At 44.5% G+C, this 245-nt stretch carries 1 protein-coding gene; it reads right to left on the minus strand.

Annotation, left to right across the window (positions count from 1 at the left end; all coding sequences use genetic code 11):
• Window positions 1–245, minus strand: a 245-nt coding sequence (locus AC6UDG_RS07790) for a hypothetical protein (protein WP_500707004.1), incomplete at both ends; no start/stop codon positions are given.

Here is a 245-nt window from a genome sequence, read left to right on the forward strand (position 1 = left end):
CAGATACACATTATTGATGCTGGCGCCGGTGTACAGAATAGTGTCATCAAAAACCGAGCCTTTGATATGCAATACTCCGAACAGTTCGCGGGTGTTGATCGGTACGCCGTAAAAAGTAATATCGTTTTCAGGATCTAATCCATATTGTTGCCGTTGTTCGGCATACCATTCCGCATTAGTTTGGCTGGTTTCTGCCCCCAACAATCCGCGTTGCGCACGATGAAAATCGACAAAAACCTTAATAT

The sequence above is a fragment of the Fructilactobacillus sp. X2R1C1 genome, from assembly GCF_059901435.1.